The sequence below is a fragment of the Pseudomonas sp. Z4-20 genome (assembly GCF_051131955.1).
Taxonomy (GTDB): Bacteria; Pseudomonadota; Gammaproteobacteria; order Pseudomonadales; family Pseudomonadaceae; genus Aquipseudomonas; species Aquipseudomonas marvdashtae.
Map to the genome: position 1 here is coordinate 4,388,834 of NZ_CP071641.1, position 17,128 is coordinate 4,405,961.

18 protein-coding genes are annotated in these 17,128 nt (G+C 62.6%); 9 read left to right on the top strand and 9 right to left on the bottom strand.

Translation table 11 applies throughout. The annotated features are described in order from the left end of the window. The first annotated feature begins 71 nt into the window (after positions 1 to 71). Positions 72 to 356, top strand: coding sequence for a hypothetical protein (locus J3P82_RS20065; protein WP_434558364.1), 285 nt, complete (start codon positions 72 to 74; stop codon positions 354 to 356). Here the strand turns inward: J3P82_RS20065 and pdxH are convergent. The 4 genes from pdxH to dinG all read right to left on the bottom strand — a co-directional run bounded on the left by pdxH (position 304) and on the right by dinG (position 5,600). Then, positions 304 to 951, bottom strand: coding sequence for a pyridoxamine 5'-phosphate oxidase (pdxH, locus tag J3P82_RS20070; RefSeq protein ID WP_434558365.1), 648 nt, complete (start codon positions 949 to 951; stop codon positions 304 to 306). The two genes, J3P82_RS20065 and pdxH, sit on opposite strands and share 53 nt — an antisense overlap. Positions 952 to 975: 24 nt before the next feature. Then, the gene (locus J3P82_RS20075) at positions 976 to 2,097 is read right to left on the bottom strand and encodes an OmpA family protein (RefSeq protein WP_434558366.1); all 1,122 of its coding nucleotides are present in this window, start codon (positions 2,095 to 2,097) and stop codon (positions 976 to 978) included. A 118-nt stretch (positions 2,098 to 2,215) separates the two neighbouring features. Next, a complete protein-coding gene (locus J3P82_RS20080) occupies positions 2,216 to 3,361 on the bottom strand; it encodes a serine hydrolase domain-containing protein (protein ID WP_434558367.1) in 1,146 nt (381 codons plus the stop codon). A gap of 94 nt (positions 3,362 to 3,455) precedes the next feature. Further along, positions 3,456 to 5,600 (bottom strand): ATP-dependent DNA helicase DinG, encoded by a 2,145-nt coding sequence (gene dinG, locus J3P82_RS20085; protein WP_434558368.1) that lies wholly within the window; start codon positions 5,598 to 5,600, stop codon positions 3,456 to 3,458. Between the two features lie 99 nt (positions 5,601 to 5,699). Between dinG and J3P82_RS20090 the strand changes: the two genes are divergently transcribed. Beyond that, positions 5,700 to 6,164: a CopD family protein gene (locus J3P82_RS20090; RefSeq protein WP_434558369.1), complete on the top strand. Its 465-nt coding sequence runs from the start codon at positions 5,700 to 5,702 to the stop codon at positions 6,162 to 6,164. 53 nt (positions 6,165 to 6,217) lie between these two features. On the opposite strand, the gene J3P82_RS20095 is transcribed toward J3P82_RS20090, so the two are convergent. From J3P82_RS20095 to J3P82_RS20110, 4 genes are all read right to left on the bottom strand, one after another. Continuing rightward, complete coding sequence (locus J3P82_RS20095; protein ID WP_434558370.1) at positions 6,218 to 6,976, bottom strand: collagen-like protein; 759 nt, start codon at positions 6,974 to 6,976, stop codon at positions 6,218 to 6,220. Beyond that, complete coding sequence (locus J3P82_RS20100) at positions 6,969 to 7,241, bottom strand: DUF1145 domain-containing protein (RefSeq protein WP_186615315.1); 273 nt, start codon at positions 7,239 to 7,241, stop codon at positions 6,969 to 6,971. Before J3P82_RS20100 ends, J3P82_RS20095 begins: the two co-directional genes overlap by 8 nt. 144 nt (positions 7,242 to 7,385) lie before the next feature. After that, positions 7,386 to 8,111, bottom strand: coding sequence for an OmpA family protein (locus tag J3P82_RS20105; RefSeq protein WP_434558371.1), 726 nt, complete (start codon positions 8,109 to 8,111; stop codon positions 7,386 to 7,388). 90 nt (positions 8,112 to 8,201) lie between these two features. Then, positions 8,202 to 8,897 (bottom strand): OmpA family protein, encoded by a 696-nt coding sequence (locus J3P82_RS20110; RefSeq protein WP_434558372.1) that lies wholly within the window; start codon positions 8,895 to 8,897, stop codon positions 8,202 to 8,204. 191 nt (positions 8,898 to 9,088) lie between these two features. Here J3P82_RS20110 and J3P82_RS20115 point away from each other — a divergent pair, with 191 nt between their 5' ends. The 4 genes from J3P82_RS20115 (at position 9,089) to J3P82_RS20130 (ending at position 10,841) form a co-directional block, all read left to right on the top strand. Then, positions 9,089 to 9,586, top strand: a complete 498-nt coding sequence (locus J3P82_RS20115; protein ID WP_434558373.1) for a DUF6231 family protein — start codon at positions 9,089 to 9,091, stop codon at positions 9,584 to 9,586. 14 nt (positions 9,587 to 9,600) lie between these two features. Next, a complete protein-coding gene (locus tag J3P82_RS20120; RefSeq protein ID WP_434558374.1) occupies positions 9,601 to 10,077 on the top strand; it encodes a YchJ family protein in 477 nt (158 codons plus the stop codon). Between the two features lie 68 nt (positions 10,078 to 10,145). Continuing rightward, complete coding sequence (locus tag J3P82_RS20125; RefSeq protein WP_434558375.1) at positions 10,146 to 10,631, top strand: LEA type 2 family protein; 486 nt, start codon at positions 10,146 to 10,148, stop codon at positions 10,629 to 10,631. A 6-nt stretch (positions 10,632 to 10,637) separates the two neighbouring features. Continuing rightward, complete coding sequence (locus J3P82_RS20130) at positions 10,638 to 10,841, top strand: SEC-C metal-binding domain-containing protein (RefSeq protein WP_186615305.1); 204 nt, start codon at positions 10,638 to 10,640, stop codon at positions 10,839 to 10,841. Positions 10,842 to 10,927: 86 nt separating this feature from the next. Here J3P82_RS20130 and J3P82_RS20135 read toward each other — a convergent pair whose 3' ends face one another. Continuing rightward, positions 10,928 to 11,485: a cysteine hydrolase family protein gene (locus tag J3P82_RS20135; protein ID WP_434563913.1), complete on the bottom strand. Its 558-nt coding sequence runs from the start codon at positions 11,483 to 11,485 to the stop codon at positions 10,928 to 10,930. Positions 11,486 to 11,696: 211 nt separating this feature from the next. Between J3P82_RS20135 and J3P82_RS20140 the strand changes: the two genes are divergently transcribed. The 3 genes from J3P82_RS20140 (at position 11,697) to J3P82_RS20150 (ending at position 17,002) form a co-directional block, all read left to right on the top strand. Then, complete coding sequence (locus tag J3P82_RS20140; RefSeq protein ID WP_434558376.1) at positions 11,697 to 14,147, top strand: penicillin acylase family protein; 2,451 nt, start codon at positions 11,697 to 11,699, stop codon at positions 14,145 to 14,147. Between the two features lie 138 nt (positions 14,148 to 14,285). Continuing rightward, complete coding sequence (locus tag J3P82_RS20145; protein ID WP_434558377.1) at positions 14,286 to 15,317, top strand: ligase-associated DNA damage response exonuclease; 1,032 nt, start codon at positions 14,286 to 14,288, stop codon at positions 15,315 to 15,317. Then, positions 15,314 to 17,002, top strand: a complete 1,689-nt coding sequence (locus J3P82_RS20150; RefSeq protein WP_434558378.1) for an ATP-dependent DNA ligase — start codon at positions 15,314 to 15,316, stop codon at positions 17,000 to 17,002. Before J3P82_RS20145 ends, J3P82_RS20150 begins: the two co-directional genes overlap by 4 nt. Positions 17,003 to 17,128 lie beyond the last annotated feature (126 nt).

The following is a 17,128-nucleotide window of genomic DNA, read 5'->3' on the forward strand; positions in this document are numbered from 1 at the left end:
GCGCACCGGAAAAAATTCACCACACAGTAGCGCTCATTTCAAAAGTCCGCGTCACCGACCCAGGGATTTCCATGGATTATTTCATCATAGTCGCTACCACCGTGGCGGGCCTGTACTTCCATTGGTGGCTGTACGTACGCATCAAACGCTGGATGGACCGTGACTTGGCGTTGTCATTGGCGGGACAGGATGAGCAGAAGAAAACTCACATGCTGAAACAACTGGCCCGTGCCCGCGAACAAGGCATCAAGCGCCGGGACCTGCCGCAATGGCTTCAAGCCGCTGCGGCAGCTTATCCCGAAGTCAAGGCGCCAAACGCTCGAGAACCCAATCCCCGCCCTGCAGACGATAGTTGAGACGATCATGAAGACGGCTCGGCCGTCCCTGCCAGTATTCGATGCGCTCAGGCAACAGGCGATAGCCGCCCCAATGCTCGGGGCAATGAGGTTGGCTGTCGCTGAAACGCTGTTCGGTGGCTTTCAGCAGATCTTCCAGCTCCCTACGTCCGGCGATCACCCGGCTCTGGGGTGAGGCCCAGGCACCGAGACGGCTGCCCAGCGGCCGCACCTGATAGTAGGCGTCCGACTCCTGCGCCGTGACCTTCAGGACTTTGCCCTCGATACGCACCTGGCGCTCCAGGGTAGGCCAGAAAAAAGTCATGGCCGCGTAAGGATTCGCCGCCAAGTGCTGGCCCTTCGCGCTGTCGTAGTTGGTGAAGAAGGTGAAACCCTGGGCATCCAGTCCCTTGAGGAGCAGGATCCGGCAGTGCGGCCGACCGTCCGCATCCACCGTCGCCAAGGTCATGGCGTTGGCCTCCACCGGAGCCTGTTCGGTTTTCACCGCGTCGGCGAACCACTGGTGGAACAGCGCGAACGGCTCGGCCGGAGCTTGTGCCTCGGTCAGGCCATCGCGGGTGTAGTCACGGCGCATATCAGCCAGCGTTTGGGTCATGGCGCGCTCCTTGTGATCAGCCCATCACTGTTTTTTGGACGTATCGGCGGCAGCGACTTTTTTCCCATCGGCAGCGGCCTTGGCCGGTTCCGGTTTCTTCGCTGGCGTGGTTTTCTTGGCCGGGGTCTTCTTCGCAGGGGCCTTGGCGGGAGCCTTCTTGGCCGCGGCTTTCTTGGCTGCCGGGGCTGCGGCTTTTTTCGTCGCAGGAGCCGGGGCCGCAGGCTTGACGTCCTGGGCTGCCACCAGAGTCACCGGTGCAGGGGCCGGCATGTTGTATTTGCTCAACAGCGCAACCATCGTGTTTGCCGGCGTGACCAGCAACTCCACACGACGGTTCAAGGCCCGGCCTTCTACGCTATCGTTGGCTGCACGGGGAGCAACCGAGCCCATGCCGCGCAGCATCAGGCGATCACGCTGCAAGCCACTGAGCCGGAAGATCGCCGCCACGGATTGGGCACGCTCCTGGCTGAGCTTCTGATTGGCCGGTGCCGCGCCCGACGTATCGGCATGGCCGAGGATCAGCACGGCGGTTTTCGGATCGGCTTCGAGAATCTTGGCGACGCGGGTAAACGGGCCAAGTGTCACCGGCAGCAGCATGGCGGGCCGATCCGGGTTGAACGAGCCGTCGACGGGGGCGGTGACGACCAGCACGTTATCGCGGCGCTCCAGTTCAAGCTTGCTGTCCTGGATGGCGGTACGCAGCTTCGGCTCATAGTCGTCGAGCCAGGCCTGGGTGACTTTCGGGTCGGGCATCGGCACCGCCTTGGCGGTCTCCTGGTCCTTGCCACCGAATGGCCACCACCATTTGCCGTTACTTTCGGCATCGGCCTTGGCAACGGTCGCCGGCGCCTTGGCTTCAGGTTTGGCTTCAGGCTTCACCGGATCTTTTTGGGCGACGTTATCAGCGGCGTCGTCGGAGGAGAATGGCCACCACCAATGCGTGCCACCGGCACTTTCGGCCTTGGCTTGCGGTGCTGCTGCGGCAGGCTTCAAGGGTGCCGCTGGAGCCGGTTCTTTAGCTGCAACCTTGTCGGACGAACCGAACGGCCACCAACCGCTGCCGCCTTCGGCATCATTTTGTGGGTTTTGTGCGCAACCGGTGATAGCGAAGCACAGCGCCAGAGCGAGGGTTTTATTCGATGACATTGGATATCCACAAAATGATCAAAATGAAAAAACAAAGGCCATGTTCCGGCCGCATAAACAGACGCTTTGAAACTGAAAAGGACATGAGGTTCCTGTCCCTGCTACCTGCAAGGGCGTTTTATAGACAAGTGGCAAGCACCCTCGCAAGCTTCTGCGCACGCGGGTCCATCAAGACGTAGGGCCCAAGTGTGTTGGTCACGAAACCAAACGCGACGTCATGCTCCGGATCGGCAAAACCGATGGAGCCCCCTGCCCCTGGATGACCAAACGCCCGTGGCCCGAGGCCGTAGGTCGCGTTAGGCACCTCCGGCTGGTCAAGCATGCAACCCAGGCCGAAACGGGTCTGGGTCAGCAGCGTCTTGTCTTCGCCGAAGCTGTGCTGGCGCGTCAGCTCGTCGAGCATCTCGCCCTCCAGCAGGCTGCCATCGAGCAGGCCGGCGTAGAACCCGGCGAGGCTGCGCGCGTTGCCGTGGCCGTTGGCGGCCGGCTGCTGCATGCGTCGCCACTCGGGTTTGTTGGTGCTGGTCATGATCGACGGCGGATTGGTGAACGCCCGAGTGGTCATGGCCGTCGGTTCGCGCATCGTCACCTGCAGCAGGCGCTGGGCCGCGGCATCGCCGACATTGCCTTTGCCCCTGGCGATATGCGCCACGCGATAAAATTCGTCGTCGGCCAAGCCGACATGGAAGTCCAGGCCCAGCGGTTTTGCGACCCGGGCGACGATGGACTCACCCGGACCCCGGCCGTCGGCCCTTCGCAGCAATTCGCCGACCAACCAGCCGTAGGTGATCGCGGCATAACCGTGCCCCTCGCCGGGCGTCCACCAAGGCGCTTCAGCCGCCAAGGCGTCGACCATGGCTTGCCAGTCGTAAAGTGCTTCAGGAGCCATCAACTCTCTAAGCGCCGGTAACCCGGCCTGATGGCAGAGCAACTGTCGCAGGGTGATGGATTCCTTGCCGGCGGCCGCAAATTCAGGCCAATAGCGAGCGACCGGGGCGTCCAGCTGCAGCTTGCCCTCCGCCACCAGTTGCAGGGCCGTCACGGCAGCGAAGGTCTTGGTGCAGGAAAACAGGTTGGCGAGGGTGTCGCTGTGCCAGGCTTCACTGCCATCTTTATCAGCCGTGCCAGCCCAGATATCGATGACCGTGCGGCCGCCCACTTGAATGCACAACGCCGCGCCGCGCTCCTGGGCATCATCGAACAACGACGCGAACGCTTCACGCACCGCCTCGAACTGAAGCTCGTAATGACCTTGAATTTGCACCCGCAACTCCCTTGAAACAAACACTTTTTCAGGTGGCTGGCATTGTTTCAGCCATTGAGGGTTTTGGGAACCGCCGTGAGACGGTTGGTTGTGGCTAGGAAATCTCCCGCCGAAACGGCGGCAGCGCATTGAGGATGGCTTTACCGTAGCGCTGGGTCACCAATCTGCGGTCGAGCAGCGTGATGGTGCCGCGGTCTTCCTCGGTACGCAGCAAGCGACCGCAGGCCTGGACGAGTTTCAGCGACGCGTCCGGCACGGAAATCTCCATGAACGGATTGCCGCCCCTCGCTTCGATCCATTCGGCCAGTGCCGCTTCCACCGGATCGTCCGGGACCGAGAACGGGATCTTGGCGATCACCACGTGCTCGCAGTAGGCACCCGGCAAGTCGACGCCTTCGGCAAAACTGGCCAGGCCGAACAGCACGCTGGAATCCCCGCCATCGACCCGCGCCTTGTGCTTGTTCAAGGTTTCCTGCTTCGACAGGTTGCCCTGGATGAACACTTGCTTGCGCCAGTCACGGTCAAGCCCATCGAACACGTCCTGCATCTGTTTGCGCGAGGAAAACAGCACCAGCGTGCCTCTCGAACCCTCCACCAGCTCCGGCAGGTCGCGGATGATCGCGGCGGTGTGGGCGGGGGCGTCCCGTGGATCGGCCTTGAGGTCCGGCACCCGCAGCACACCAGCGTCGGCATGATGGAAGGGGCTCGGGACCACGGCGGTCACGGCTTTTTTCGGCAGGCCGGCGCGCATGCGGAAACGGTCGAACGTGCCCAGGGCGGTGAGCGTGGCGGAGGTCACCAGCGCACCGTAGGCAACATTCCACAGGTTGCGTCGCAGCATGTCCGCCGCCAGGATCGGGCTGGCATTGACCTCGATGTCGAACAGCGAACCGCTTTCTGCCAGGGTCAGCCAACGCGCCATCGGCGGGTTGTCTTCCGGATCTTCGACGGTAAAGGCCGTCCACAGCTCCCAGTTGCCCTGCGAGCGAGACAGCAGGCTGCCGAACAAGGGATACCATTCCTCGGCCTGGTTGCTGGCAATGCCAATATTGACCTCGCCATCCATGCCTTCCTTGAGCAGATCGGTCAGGCGCGTAAACAGGTCGGTCAGGCGCGCAAAGCCTTTCTTCAGCTCGATGCCCATTTCACGCATGTACTCGGGAATGACCCCGCCGACAAAACGATGCCGCGGTCGCTCGCGGCCCTCGACATCTTCGCCGGGCTTGAAGTCGGCCACCTGCTCGCACGCGGTGAACATGAATTGCTGGTTCGTCTTGATCTCGCGCGCAAGCTCGGGCACCTGCTCGATGAACTTGCCCAAGTCACCCGGCAGCGGATGCTGGGCCAACAGTTTCGTGAGGTTCTTGGCGGTGGTTTCCAGCCAGTCGGCAGTGGAACGCAGGCGCGTGTAATGGGCGAAATGGCCGATGGCCTTGTCCGGCAGATGATGGCCTTCGTCGAACACGTAGATCGTGTCACGCGGGTCTGGCAGCACCGCGCCACCGCCCAGGGCCAGGTCGGCCAGGACCATGTCGTGGTTGGTAACGATCACGTCGACCTTGCCCATGCCTTCGCGGGCCTTGTAGAAGGCGCACTGGCCGAAGTTCGGGCAATGACGGTTGGTGCACTGGCTGTGATCGGTGGTCAGGCGGGACCAGTCGGCGTCTTCCAGGGCCGTGGACCAGCTGTCCCGGTCGCCGTCCCACTTATTGCCGGCCAGTTTCTCGATCATGCTGGTGAACAGCTTCTGGCTGGCTTCATCGACCTCGATCTTGAAGCCTTCCTCTTCGAACAACTGCGCGGTGGCGGTCTGCGCGTGCCCCTCCTGGAGCAGCATGTCGAGCTTGGACAGGCACATGTAGCGCCCACGGCCCTTGGCCAGGGCGAACGTGAAGTTCAGCCCGCTGTTGCGCATCAGGTCGGGCAGGTCCTTGTAGACGATCTGCTCTTGCAGAGCGATGGTGGCCGTGGCGATCACCAGGCGCTTGCCGGCGGCCTTGGCAGTGGGAATGGCCGCCAGGCTATAAGCCACGGTCTTGCCGGTACCGGTGCCGGCCTCCACCGCCACCACCGCAGGCTCGCCACTGCGCCGGCCTTCGTCGTCGGTGTCGATGTCACCGAGGACCTTTGCCACTTCGGCAATCATCAGGCGTTGGCCATATCGCGGCTTGAGGCTCTTGGCTTCGAGAAAACGCGAGTAGGCGCCCTGGATCGTGGTTTTGAGTTCGGTGCTGATCATGAATGGTCGGGCGCAAAAAACGCTGGATAAATTTTCAGTGGTTCGGATCGGCGGCTATCATACCCCGCTAATCAATCCTGCGCAGAACGGAGTGACCCAATGACACCCTTTGCCCTCGTCTACACCCTGCATTTACTGGCGGCCCTGGTCTGGGTCGGCGGCATGTTTTTCGCCTGGATGATCCTTCGTCCCGCCGCAATGACGGCCCTTGAAGGCCCTGCACGGCTCACGTTGTGGGTAGAAGTGTTTCAGCGTTTTTTTGTCTGGGTGTGGGTCGCCGTGGCGATTCTGCCGATCAGTGGCGTCGGCCTGATCCATCTACGCTTCGCCGGCTTCGAAACCGCGCCGCGTTATGTGCAGGTAATGATGGGGCTGTACGTGGTGATGACGGCGCTGTTCATCCGCATCCAGGCCTTGCAACTGCCGTCGTTGCGTAGCGCGGTAGCCGCGCAGGACTGGCCGACGGGCGCGGCGGTGCTGGGCAAGATCCGTCGGTTGGTGGGCATCAACCTGTTGATCGGGCTGCTGGTGGTGGCGCTTGGCGCGGCAAGACCGATGTTCTGAAAGAGCGTCATCGACAAGCGGGGGCGCACGCGCTCCCACCCGTCTGACGTTCCTCAGAACCGCTGCACCGTCACCGCCCCTGGCGCGCCGGCTGGCCCCGGCTGGCCATCGGTGCCAGGGCGACCCCTCTTGCCGCCGTCGGCGGTATAGACCAGGCACCCCTTGGCCTTGCCTCCCGCGCCGGGCTTGCCACCCGCCCCAGGTGCGCCTCCGGCGCCGCCATCCACCGCGACCTTGATGCGTTCGTCGGGGTATTCTCGGGGTAGTTCCAGGCGCACCAGCGCACCGGCCGCACCGGCCTGGCCATCGCCGCCATTGCTGCCGTCGGCGCCGCGACCGGCCGAACCCCAGGTGCAACCCGGCGCCTGCCCGTTGGCACCGTCGAGCCCCACGTAACCGGGCGCACCGGTTCCGCCACGGGCGTCCACCGACAGCAGCGTCGCGTTCAACGCATTGAAGCGCACATTGAGATTGCGCCCCGGGCGTGCCGCCTTCGTATAAGTCCCTGGCGCGCCGCGCGCAGTGATCTGGCTGCCTTCGGCCATTTCAGCCTGGGTGACTTTCATCTCCAGCACCTGTTGCGCTGGCACGATTGCGATCCGCGCTTCGCGCCCCAAGTGCAACTGACCGATGGACAGTTCGGTAACGTTGGATGGCACCAGCAGCGTGCCGTAATCGGCAACGTCCAAGCGCTCCAGGGCCAGCGCGCTGGTCGTGTTGGGCAGACGCATCAGCGAATGACTTTCGACCTGGACCACTTGGGCACAAGCCCATGGGCACACAAATGCTGCGAGCAGACACAATTTACGCATGGGAAGCCTCTGGTGCGGTCGGAAGGGTTTGCACGTGAAAGATGCCGAACAGCAGCACTCGGAGGCGGTCACGGCCAGGCGCGGGACGTCCGCGAAACTGCGCCCTGAACAGCAAGAGTTCGAGCAAATGGACCGCCAGCAACAGCGCCCCGGCGAAATTGACCAACAGATGCAGCGGATGGACGAACGGCATCAACAGATTGACCAGCACCACCAGCCAGAACAGCAGGGTCAGCAAGCGCCCCAGCCCCCAAAACACCTTCATACGCCCCCCATTCGGGAATTATTCTTTGCACGCACAGTAACGGCATGCGCGGCGGATAAGCCAGAGGGCCCGGCAAATTTAATCTGATCCCAGACCGGGGCCAGCGGTTCGCCTTCCGACGACCCGACAGCCCTGGCCCGGCGCTCAACGCTGGATATGCAATTCAACCCGACGGTTCTGCGCACGCCCCTCGTCGGTCTCGTTGTCGGCCACCGGCTCGCTTTCGCCCTTGCCTTCGCTGGTGAGTTTGTCCGGCGCCAGTCCCTGGGTCAGCAGGTACTCCACGACACTGCCGGCCCGGCGCTCGGACAGTCCCTCGTTATAGGTTTCGGTGCCGACACTGTCGGTGTGGCCCACCACACGAATGCTGGCGACGTTGGCATGGCTCAACTTCGCCACCAGCCCATCGAGTTGGCCTCGTGCCGCGGCGGTGAGATCGGATTGATCAAAATCGAACAACACCTTGCCAGCGTCATTAAGGGTGATGACTTCGCTGGTCGGCGTCTCGGGTTCGTCTTGCGGAACGCTGGCGGGGTATTGCGGCAGCGGGCAGCCGTGGTGTTCGACTGGGGTATCGGCGGGCGTATCGGGACAACGGTCGCGACGATCGAACACACCGTCGTCGTCTTCGTCACCATCCTGGGCGTAGCAGATCAAGCCGCCACCGATCAGGCCCAAAGCGGCTCCACCGGCGGCCCAGCCGCTGCTTTTGATGGCACCCAGCCCACCGCCGACGAGTCCGCCGAGCAGGCTGCAGATTGGCCAGGTACGTTGATTGAGTGGTGCGCTGCCGTCGCTGTGGGTGGCGCAGCCGGACAACAGGCTGCTCGCCAGCAGCACCGGTAAGGCGACTTTGATTAGAACGTTCATGGTGAAAGCTCCTGTGTCACCGGCCCATACCGGTCACACAGGAGTAAAGACCCGCATCCGCGACTGTACAAGCCGCGGACGACAAGGGCTTCAGCGGTTTATCTTGATTTCGGTGCGACGGTTCATGGCGCGACCATCGGGCGTGTTGTTGTCGGCCACCGGCTGGCTTTCCCCAGCGCCGGATACCGTGACGAAACTGGCGCGAGGCACGCCGCTTTCGACCAGGTATTGCACGACCGAGTTGGCCCGTTTTTCCGACAGTTTCTGATTGTAGGCATCACTGCCGACGCTGTCGGTATGGCCCGTCACCCGCAGCTGCGCGGTGGACGTTTCCTGCTTGAGGCGGGTTGCGATGGTGCTCAGCACCTCCTTGTCGGTCGGCGTCAACGTGGCTTTGTTGAACTCGAAATGCACATCGCGCACGACGATGGTTTCTTCCGTCACCACGACCGGTTCCTCGACCACGGGGGCCGGGGCGGGTGGTGGGCAGCCGTCGGCATCGACCTGCACGCCCTTCGGTGTGCCTGGGCACTTGTCACGGCTGTCCGGCACACCATCGCCATCCTCGTCGCCGTCGCCCTTGACCCAGCAATAAGCTGCCGCCATGCCGCCAACGTACAGCGCGCCGCCGCCAGCCCAGGATGTACTTTCTATTGCGCCTAATCCGGCGCCGATCGCTCCGCCAACGGCCGCACAAGTCGGCCAGTCGGTTTTCTGCAAACCTGCGCAACCAGTCAACACACTGGTTAGCAGAACCAGGGGTAACGCTGTCCGAACTATGCTCATCGGGTTTCTCCTTGAAGGATCGGCTTGTCGCCGATTCAGGGGAGTAAAGACCCGACTTCGGATCTGCGCCAGCCTGAGCAATCGCGGGTTTTCACCCCGTGTTTGCGACGTTTGCGCACATTCAGGGACAAACCGCTCTAGGCCATGCTGTGCGGGCAGGCTATCGTGGCGGTTCTGACTGAGGAACTTCGATGACCGTTGCCATTTCTTCGCGTACGCCCCAGCAAGCCCTGGCTGCCGTACTCGACCGTTACGCCCCGCAAAGGCTCTTGCTGATCGGCGCCAGCAGTTTTCCTGCGCTCAAGGCGTTCCAACAAGCGCACCCCGATACCGAGGTCGTCCACGCCAGCCCAGGCGTGCTGCCGGCGGAGGTGGCGGCGCGACGTTTTGACCTGGCCCTGGCGCTCGATTGCCTGGAGCATTTGCCCAAGCGCGATGGTCTTAACCTGTTGGGTGGCATCCGCAATCTCAACGCCAGCCGGATCGCCGTGCTGGCGGACCTCGACGCCTGCGGATGGCAAGAGACAGACTTTTTCTCGCTGGCGCTGCAGGCCAGCGAGCGGTTCCAGCGCGAAGATCAGGTGCTGACCCTGTTTACCTACGATCTGCTTGAATACAAACAAGTCCCCGACTGGCTCAACTCACGTTTCTGGGCCAACCCGGAAAACTTTGGAAAATATTGGTGGTAGCGGTGAACACACCCATGCACACACCCATTTGCCCCTGCGGCAGCGGCAATCCGTTGGACGCCTGCTGCGGCCATTATCACGACGGCCACCCGGCGCCCTGCGCCGAAGCCTTGATGCGCTCGCGCTATAGCGCCTACGTGTTGGGCCTGGTGGATTATCTGGTCAGCACAACCCTGCCCGCGCAGCAGGACGGTCTCGACCGTCATTCCATCGCCGAATGGAGCGCCGGCAGCACCTGGCTGGGGCTGGACGTCGAAAGCAGCGAAGTGTTCGGCGGCCAGCCGGAACACGCGTTTGTCACATTCACGGCGCGCTGGCATGACGGCCAAGGCGAACACAGCCACCGGGAACGTTCTTCGTTCGTGCAGAACGGCGGTCGCTGGTATTTCATCGACCCGACCGTGCCGGTCAAGACCGGCCGCAACGACAGTTGCCCGTGTGGCAGCGGACATAAATTCAAGAAGTGCTGCGCCGCTTACTTCACCCGTTAGTTTCGCAAGCGTCCGACGCTCGCCCGCCGGTCAGAAGACTAGACTGGGTATAAACCAGAGGCACGGACATGACACAGCCATCACAGTTTTTACGCATCACTTGCCTGCTGCTGTTCATCGGGCTTGGCGGTTGCGCGTCCTGGAGAGGTGACGAAACGCCCGAGCCGCAGGTGCATCTGGTCAAGGTCGAGGTGGTGCGGGCCCGGTTGCTGGAGCAGAAGTTCACGTTGCACTTTCGGGTCGATAACCCCGGCGACAGTGATCTCACCGTACGCGGCCTGACCTACCGGATCCACCTGGGCGACCTGCTGCTGACCGAAGGCGAACATGAACACTGGTTCACCGTCCGTCCCCGACACAGCGCTTACTTCAAGGTGCCGATCCGCACCAACCTGTGGCCGCAGGTCCGGGAAGTGGTGAAAATGCTCGAGAAACCCCGGCAGCAGATCCCCTATCGTCTGGAAGGTGAGCTGGAAACCGGTTTATTCATCGCTGACTACGTGCACTTGGAACGCAATGGCGTGATAATCGCCGCCGATTTAATTGCGGAGTGACCCCCGATGACCCAACAACCCCATGTCCATGGCCCTGATTGCGACCACGATCATGACCATCACCACGATCATGATCACGGCCATGTCCACGGCCCCAATTGCGGCCACGCTCATCAGGAGCCCGTGCGCAATGCCCTGAAAGACGTCGGTCGCAACGACCCTTGCCCTTGCGGCAACGGCAAGAAGTTCAAGAAGTGCCACGGGGCTTGATGGCCCAGGCGATAAGCTTTTTCGTCGGCTAAACGTCATTGCGAGCTTGCTCGCGATGACGCCGCCGCAACCGATCTGCATTTTTATCAGCCCGCCTGCAGAATCCGCTCCACATTCACCACCGTTGCATACTCCCCGTTCAGGTTCCCCAAGGACATGGCGTGCACCTCGGCCGCTGAACGGGCATTGCCGAAGTAATCGGCCTTGTCGAAGGTGTAACAGGCGTCCTCGGCCACCCAGGTATCGAACCCCATATTGCCGGCCGTACGAGCGGTGGACTCCACCGAATTGTTCGTGGCCACACCGACGATCACCAGTTGCGAGATCCCGACGCCCCGCAGCTGCGCTTCCAGGTCCGTGCCGCAGAAGGCGTCCGGCACCTGCTTTTGAACCAGACTTTCCCCGGCCACCGGCGCGAAGCGCTGCTGGACGTCCACGCCTGACTGACCGGGCCAGAAGACTGACTCGGGAGAGCGGGACAAATGATGGACGTGGAAGACCGGCCGCGCCGAACCTCGCCAGTGAGCAAGCAACGCCAGCATGCGCAGCTCCGCCTGGGGATTGTTGCGACGGCCGAGCCTGGGTTCGAGGATGCCTTTTTGTTGGTCGATGAGGATCAGTGCTGCGTTTTCCTGTAATTCCATGCCGGTCTTCTCATGCTCGGTCATTGATTTTCCACACTTGAGCATCACCGTTTCCTACAAGCAAGCCCTCCATCGGCCTGTGTCGAAAGCGCCTGCCCCGGGCTTTCATCGCCAAATCAACAAATAACCCCAGCCCCCGCTTGCGCGCCCTCCTCCCGCTCACTAACGTAGCGCCTTTATTGGTGCTACCCCCTCCCGCAGGAGCTTTGCCATGGCCTCGCCAGCCTCTATTTCGTTCTTTCCCAAGCTCGGCGTTGCCGCAGCAGTGGCCAGCGTGCTCGGTCTGAGCGGTTGCCAGGCCTGGAATACCCAGGACACGGTCCCACCCGCCACCGGTGTACAACCGCTCAAGGGGCTGGCGCAAAATGTCTCGATCCGGCGCAACGCCATGGGCATGCCGCTGATTGAAAGCAACAGTTTTCATGACGCCCTGTTTGCCCTCGGCTATGTCCATGCCAGCGACCGGATCACGCAAATGACGACCCTGCGCCTGCTTGCCCAGGGCCGATTGGCGGAGATGTCCGGCGCCGAGCGGCTGGATGTCGATCGCTATATGCGCGCGGTGAACCTGAAGAAAAGCGCCGACGAGCTGTACAAGGCATCTTCACCACGCCTCAAGCGTTTCTTCGAAGTGTATGCGCGCGGCGTCAATGCCTACCTGTTCCGCTATCGCGACAAACTGCCTTCGGACCTCGCCGCCACCGGCTACAAACCCGAATACTGGAAACCGGAAGACTCGGCACTGATCTTCTGTCTGTTGAACTTCAGCCAGTCGGCCAACCTGCCGGAAGAGGTCGAGGCACTGGTGCTTGCCCAGACCGTTACCCACGACAAATTGGCTTGGCTGAGCCCGTCCTACCCGGATGAGCCACTGCCCTTGGCGGAAGCCGAAAAGCTTCAGGGCGTGCGGCTCAATGGCCAGGTTCCCGGCCTGGATGAAATCAGCAAGGCGGGCACTCAACTGGCCGACCTGAACCTGCTGGGCGCAGCCTCCGCGAATAACTGGGCCATCGCCCCGCAGCGCAGCCGCAACGGCAAGAGCCTGCTGGCAAGCGACAGCCAGGGACCGCTGGGCGTACCGTCGCTCTGGAGCCCGGTGCAGATCCGCGCGCCCAAATACCAGGCCGCCGGGCTGTCCGTGGCAGGCGTCCCCATGATCCTGGCGGGCTTCAACGGTAACGTGGCCTGGAGCATGACCAGCGTGCTGGGCGACAACCAGGATCTCTTCCTGGAAAAGATCCGACGCCAGGGCAATGGGTTGTCCTACGAAGTCAATGGCAAATGGCAGCCAGTGACCGTGCGCAACGAAACCTACTTCATCAAGGGACAACGGCCTATACGCGAAGCCGTGTACGAAACCCGCCACGGTCCGTTGCTCAATAGCGCCCAAGGCCTGGCCATGGCCAATGGTTTCGGACTGGCCCTTCAACTGCCGAGCTTCACTGATGACAAGACCCTGGACGCGTTCTTCGATCTGTCACGCGCCCAGAGTGTCGAGAAGGCATCCGATGCCAGCCGGGAAATCCGTGCCATGGCGGTGAACATGGTCTTCGCCGATGCCCGCAACATCGGCTGGCAAGTCACTGGCCGCTATCCGAACCGCCGCGAAGGCGAAGGCCTGCTGCCATCGCCAGGCTGGGAAGGTCGCTACGATTGGGATGGTTACGCCGATCCGATGCTGCATCCCTACGACCAGGATCCAGCCCAGGGCTGGCTCGGCACCACCAACCAGCGCGTCATTCCCCATGGCTACGGCATGCAACTGTCCAATTCCTGGGCGGCGCCGGAGCGTGGCGAGCGCATGGCCGAGCTGGCCGGCGCGGGCAAGCACGACGCCCGCAGCCTGAGCGCCATGCAATATGACCAGACCACGACGTTCGCGGCCAAGCTCAAGAAAGTCTTCGAAGCCCCGGGCATGGCCCAGCCGCTCAAACAAGCGATTGAGGCCCTGCCGGTGGCGGACCGGGCCAAGGCTCGCGAGGCTTATACCCGCTTGATGGCGTTCGACGGCCGGCTCAGTCCGGTCTCCACCGACGCAGCGATCTATGAGTTGTTCCTGCAAGAAAGCATGAAGCAGATTTTCCTCGACGAATTGGGCCCGGAAGGCAGCCCGGCCTGGAAAGCGCTGGTCGCCAACGGCCAGTTGTCCTACTCGGCCCAGGCCGATCATTTGCTGAGTCGCGAGGACAGTCCGTTCTGGGACGATGTGCGCACGCCGCAGAAGGAAGACAAGGCCGTCATCCTGGCCCGCAGCCTGGCAGCGGCCATCAGCGCCGGGGAGAACCAATTGGGCGGCGACCGCGCCACCTGGCAATGGGGCAAGCTGCACCGCCATGAGTGGAAGAACGGCAGTGGCCAGGTCGTACGCGGCCCGCTGGCAGCCGGCGGCGATGCCACCACGCTCAATACCGCCGCGTTCGCCTGGGGCCAGGACTTCAACACGACCCTGGCGCCGGCCACGCGTTTTATCGTGGACTTCAGCCAGCCCGAACCGTTGACGATCCAGAGCGCTGCCGGCCAGTCGGGCAACCCGGCCAGCCCGACTTATCTGAACGGCATCGATCCATGGATCAAAGGTCAATATCAAAGCCTACCATTGCAACCGCAGAACTTCGACCGGGCGTACGGCAAGACCCGGTTGACTCTGGTGCCCGGGAAATAGATACACCAATGTGGCGAGGGGATTTATCCCCTCGCCACATTTGTCCATCCTGTCACCTGATCCTGCCCGCCCAAACCCGATCGAACTTCTCCCGCGCCTCCCGCCTCTACCTGACAAGCCCATCGCCCCGGTAAACGCATGGATCTTGTCATTGCCCGCCCCGAAGGCCTGTATTGCCCGCCGGGAGATTTCTACATCGACCCGTGGCGTGCGGTGGAGCGCTCGGTCATCACCCACGCCCACGGCGACCATGCCCGTGGCGGCAACCAGCACTACCTGGCAGCGGCCCCCGGCGAAGGCATCCTGCGTTCGCGGCTGGGCCAAGACATCAATCTGCAAACCCTGCCCTACGACGAACGCCTGCAGCATCATGGCGTCACCCTGAGTTTTCATCCCGCCGGCCATGTACTGGGTTCAGCCCAGGTCCGGCTGGAATACCAAGGCGAGGTATGGGTGGCGTCCGGCGACTACAAAGTCGAGCCCGACGGCACTTGCGCGCCATTCGAGCCGGTGAAATGTCACACGTTCATCACCGAATCCACCTTCGGCCTGCCGATCTATCGCTGGCAGCCCCAGGCGCAAATCTTCGACGAAATCAACCAGTGGTGGCGCGGGAATATTGCCGCAGGCCGGGCCAGCGTGTTGTTCTGCTACTCCTTCGGCAAGGCGCAGCGAATTCTCCACGGCATTGATGCAAGCCTGGGACCGATCCTCGCCCACGGGGCGGTGGAACCGCTGAACCGGGTCTATCGCGAGGCCGGTGTGCACCTGCCGCCGACGATTTACGCTGGGGATGTGAAGAAGAACGATCCGATCATGGGCCAGGCACTGATCATCGCCCCGCCGTCCACCAGCGGCAGCACGTGGGTACGTCGTTTCGGCGATTACAGCGACGCCTTCGCCAGCGGCTGGATGCGCTTGCGGGGTACCCGTCGTCGCCGTGGCGTGGACCGGGGATTCGTGCTGTCCGACCACGCCGATTGGCCAGGCCTGCTCTGGGCCATCGAACAGACCGGCGCCGAACGGGTCATGGTCACCCACGGTTCGGTCGGCGTGCTGGTGCGCCATCTGCGCGAGCAAGGCCTCGATGCCCAGGGCTTTACCACGGAATACGGCGACGACGAAGAAGACAGCGTGTCGGCAGTCGACACTGGCGCGGAGGCCTCATGAAAGCCTTCGCCGAACTGTATGCCGAGTTGGATGCGACCACCTCCAGCAATGCCAAGCTTGCCGCCATGCAGGATTACTTCAGCAAGGCGCCGCCCGAGGACGCCGCTTGGGCCGTGTACTTTCTCTCCGGTGGCCGGCCACGGCAGTTGGTGCCGGTAAAAATCCTCCGGGAACTGGCGGTCCAGGTGTCTGGATTATCACTGTGGCTGTTCGAGGAAAGTTACCAGGCCGTGGGCGATCTTGCGGAAACCATCTCGCTGGTATTGCCCGAATCGCCCCACAGCTCCGATGAAGGCCTGGCGTCGTGGATCGAGGAAAAACTGCTGCCGTTGCGAGGCGCGCCGCCCGAGGTGCTGTCCGAACGGCTCCCGGCCCTCTGGGCACAGCTCGACCGGCCGAGCCTGATGCTCTGCATCAAACTCATCACCGGCAGTTTCCGCGTCGGTGTGTCCAAGCTGCTGGTGACTCGGGCGTTGGCCACCATGGCTGGCTTGGACAGCAAACGGGTGGCTCAGCGCTTGGTGGGCTATACCGACCTGTCCCACCGTCCGACAGCGGTCAGTTACCTCAAGCTGATCGCTGCCGAGTCCGACGATGAACATGCCCAGCGCGGCGGGCAGCCTTATCCATTCTTCCTGGCCCACGCCTTGTCGCAACCGGTGGAACAATTCGACGCCCTGCTGGGACCGGCCAGCGACTGGCAAGTGGAATGGAAATGGGATGGCATCCGCGCCCAGGTGATCAAGCGCGACGGCCACTTGTGGGTCTGGTCACGAGGAGAAGACCTGGTCACTGAGCGATTCCCCGAATTGCATTCATTGGCGCAGGCCCTGCCCGACGGCACGGTGATCGATGGAGAAATCGTCGTCTGGAAAGCGCCGCAGTCCGTCACTGAGGATGCCTTTGATCCAGAAGCACCGCTGCAACCGGCGGTGCAGCCCTTCGCGCTGTTGCAACAACGCATCGGCCGCAAGACGCTGAACAAGAAAGTGCTTGAAGACGCCCCGGTGGTGGTCATGGCCTATGACCTGCTGGAATGGCAAGGCAAGGATTGGCGCAGCCGGCCACAGGCCGAACGCCGCGAGCAGCTGGAAACGTTGATCGGCCGCTGCCACAGCCCGGTGCTGCTGCCGTCGCCCATTGTGACGGGCGAGGATTGGCTCGACCTCGCCCGCCAGCGCGAGGCATCCCGCAGCCTCGGCGTCGAGGGCATGATGCTCAAGGCCCGCAACGCGCTGTATGGCGTCGGCCGGACCAAGGACATGGGCGTGTGGTGGAAGTGGAAAATCGACCCGTTCAGTGTCGACGCGGTGTTGATCTATGCCCAGCGCGGCCATGGCCGCCGCGCCAGCCTGTACAGCGACTACACGTTCGCCGTGTGGGACAACCCGCCCGGCAGCCGCGAGCGCACCCTGGTGCCGTTTGCCAAGGCCTATTCGGGGCTGACCGACGAGCAAATGCGCCAGGTCGACAGCATCGTGCGCAAGACCACCGTGGAAAAATTCGGCCCGGTGAGCAGCGTGACGCCGACCTTGGTGTTCGAGCTGGGTTTCGAAGGCATCGCCTTGTCCAAGCGCCACAAAAGCGGCATCGCGGTACGGTTTCCGCGGATGTTGCGCTGGCGCCAGGATAAAGCCGTCGAAGAAGCGGACACCCTGGCAACGCTGCAGGACCTGCTGAAATAGCCCTCGCTGCCTTGCCATAAGCCAACGCACAGCATGCTCCATCCCGGTGCGCTTTTTGATGTACGCTCACGCTCGCGCACCATCGCGTTCCGTCCACCGCCGCCCGTGCTTTTAAAACACTTGTTC

Coding starts and splice junctions, on each gene's coding strand:
- J3P82_RS20065 (WP_434558364.1), top strand. CDS start 72: ATGGATTATTTCATCATAGTCGCTACCACCGTGGCGGGCCTGTACTTC.
- pdxH (WP_434558365.1), bottom strand. CDS start 951: ATGACCCAAACGCTGGCTGATATGCGCCGTGACTACACCCGCGATGGC.
- J3P82_RS20075 (WP_434558366.1), bottom strand. CDS start 2,097: ATGTCATCGAATAAAACCCTCGCTCTGGCGCTGTGCTTCGCTATCACC.
- dinG (WP_434558368.1), bottom strand. CDS start 5,600: ATGATCAGCACCGAACTCAAAACCACGATCCAGGGCGCCTACTCGCGT.
- J3P82_RS20090 (WP_434558369.1), top strand. CDS start 5,700: ATGACACCCTTTGCCCTCGTCTACACCCTGCATTTACTGGCGGCCCTG.
- J3P82_RS20095 (WP_434558370.1), bottom strand. CDS start 6,976: ATGCGTAAATTGTGTCTGCTCGCAGCATTTGTGTGCCCATGGGCTTGT.
- J3P82_RS20100 (WP_186615315.1), bottom strand. CDS start 7,241: ATGAAGGTGTTTTGGGGGCTGGGGCGCTTGCTGACCCTGCTGTTCTGG.
- J3P82_RS20105 (WP_434558371.1), bottom strand. CDS start 8,111: ATGAACGTTCTAATCAAAGTCGCCTTACCGGTGCTGCTGGCGAGCAGC.
- J3P82_RS20110 (WP_434558372.1), bottom strand. CDS start 8,897: ATGAGCATAGTTCGGACAGCGTTACCCCTGGTTCTGCTAACCAGTGTG.
- J3P82_RS20115 (WP_434558373.1), top strand. CDS start 9,089: ATGACCGTTGCCATTTCTTCGCGTACGCCCCAGCAAGCCCTGGCTGCC.
- J3P82_RS20120 (WP_434558374.1), top strand. CDS start 9,601: ATGCACACACCCATTTGCCCCTGCGGCAGCGGCAATCCGTTGGACGCC.
- J3P82_RS20125 (WP_434558375.1), top strand. CDS start 10,146: ATGACACAGCCATCACAGTTTTTACGCATCACTTGCCTGCTGCTGTTC.
- J3P82_RS20130 (WP_186615305.1), top strand. CDS start 10,638: ATGACCCAACAACCCCATGTCCATGGCCCTGATTGCGACCACGATCAT.
- J3P82_RS20135 (WP_434563913.1), bottom strand. CDS start 11,485: ATGGAATTACAGGAAAACGCAGCACTGATCCTCATCGACCAACAAAAA.
- J3P82_RS20140 (WP_434558376.1), top strand. CDS start 11,697: ATGGCCTCGCCAGCCTCTATTTCGTTCTTTCCCAAGCTCGGCGTTGCC.
- J3P82_RS20145 (WP_434558377.1), top strand. CDS start 14,286: ATGGATCTTGTCATTGCCCGCCCCGAAGGCCTGTATTGCCCGCCGGGA.
- J3P82_RS20150 (WP_434558378.1), top strand. CDS start 15,314: ATGAAAGCCTTCGCCGAACTGTATGCCGAGTTGGATGCGACCACCTCC.